The sequence below is a fragment of the Collinsella aerofaciens ATCC 25986 genome, assembly GCF_964259375.1.
Classification (GTDB): Bacteria; Actinomycetota; Coriobacteriia; order Coriobacteriales; family Coriobacteriaceae; genus Collinsella; species Collinsella aerofaciens_BO.
The window spans coordinates 33,153-34,612 of sequence record NZ_CAXVJM010000012.1 but is presented as its reverse complement, the minus strand read 5'-3'; the positions used below and the strand labels follow the sequence as shown (position 1 = coordinate 34,612).

The 1,460-nt window shown below is 58.4% G+C and carries 2 protein-coding genes; both read left to right on the top strand.

Translation table 11 applies throughout. The annotated features are described in order from the left end of the window. Window positions 1–603, top strand: a 603-nt coding sequence (locus ACEXKH_RS06575; protein WP_373573535.1) for a glucosaminidase domain-containing protein, incomplete at its 5' end; no start/stop codon positions are given. 206 nt (window positions 604–809) lie between these two features. Continuing rightward, a partial coding sequence (locus ACEXKH_RS06570; protein ID WP_373573534.1) for a hypothetical protein occupies window positions 810–1,460 on the top strand: 651 nt, incomplete at its 3' end.

Below are 1,460 nucleotides of genomic sequence, written 5' to 3'. Positions count from 1 at the left end.
TCCGAGCCCGGAGAGTACACCCTCTACCTCGACGTGATCGACGGCGAGCAGGCCAAGCACCTCACCCGCAAGGTGACGGTCGATGGCACGTCAATTATGGGCGCGCTCTCGACATCTGCTGGCTCTATGGTTCGTTTGTATGTTTCTACCGGACATGTCTATCCCTCTGAAGTCTATTCGCAAAGGGGCGCTTCTAGCATTGCTGAGTTCTGCAATCAGGTAATTTTGGCTGCCTCCTCTGAAGGCGTTAGGCCCGAAGTCGTATTTGCCCAAGCCATGTTGGAGACTGGATGGCTCCAGTTTGGGGGTTCGGTATCCGCAGACCAGTGCAATTTTGCTGGCTTAGGGGCTACTGGTCCTCAAGTCGGTGGGGCAAGGTTTGACAACGTATATCAGGGGCTGCTTGCTCAATCTCAGCATTTAAAAGGCTATGCGACCAGTATGCCCTTGAACAATGTTTGTGTTGACCCTCGTTATCAAATACTTGTTGATAGGGGATATCTGGGCATCGCTCCGTGCCTAGAGGACCTCAATGGTTTATGGGCTGTCCCTGGGGATGGTTACGGCCAAAGAATCGCGGCGATTATTAACAGAATGATCTAACGATGCAATTTTCCCTTCAGCGCTAGTCGTCTTTGATTTCAGTTATACAGCTTCGTTTGTTAGGATGCCTGATTCCGATGAAGACAGTTTGCCGTAAGCTCATCCTTGCATTATTTGTTGCTTTTTTGATTTGGCCTATGGCCGCCTCGCATTCCTTTGCGACAGACCGAGGCGCTTCATCTCTTTTCGTCGATCCTGCTATTAAGATGTCTGAATTGTCGGAGGATTTCTCCCTCGACGGCCTTTCCGCGAAGGCTACCGACGGCGGGTCGCCCCTGCTCGGCGACGAGTGCGAGCTGGGCCTGTCCGTCTCCGGCAATGCGGGCTCGGTCAGGTACAAGTTCGTCTGGGAGCAGGGCGGCTGGTCTCGCTGGGGGTCAATCCGCCAGGGCGAGCCCTCCGCGTCTTGCCCCTGGACCCCCGAGGTGGCCGGAGACGTCAACATTTGGGTGGACGCCATCGATTCGGCCGGCCGCGTCACCACGCGCAAGTTCCCCGTGCATGTGGACGCCTGCCGTCTCTCGGTTGACGGAGGGTCCGACTTGGAGTGGTCCCCCGGCATGAAGGTCGCCATTCGTGCGGCGGCCGCGCCCGGCGCAAAGCTCAAGTTCGTCTGGCAGAAGGACTCTTGGGCCGAGTGGGGGGTTGCGCAGGGGCCGTCCGAGGCGACATCTTGCGCTTGGGAGCCCGCGTCGTCCGGTTCGTACAGGGTCTACGTCGACGTCTCCGTCGGCGGCCTCTCCGCGACCTCCGTGCTTCCCGTCAGCATAACCGAGGATTTCTCCCTCGACGGCCTTTCCGCGAAGGCTACCGACGGCGGGTCGCCCCTGCTCGGCGACGAGTGCGAGCTGGGCCTG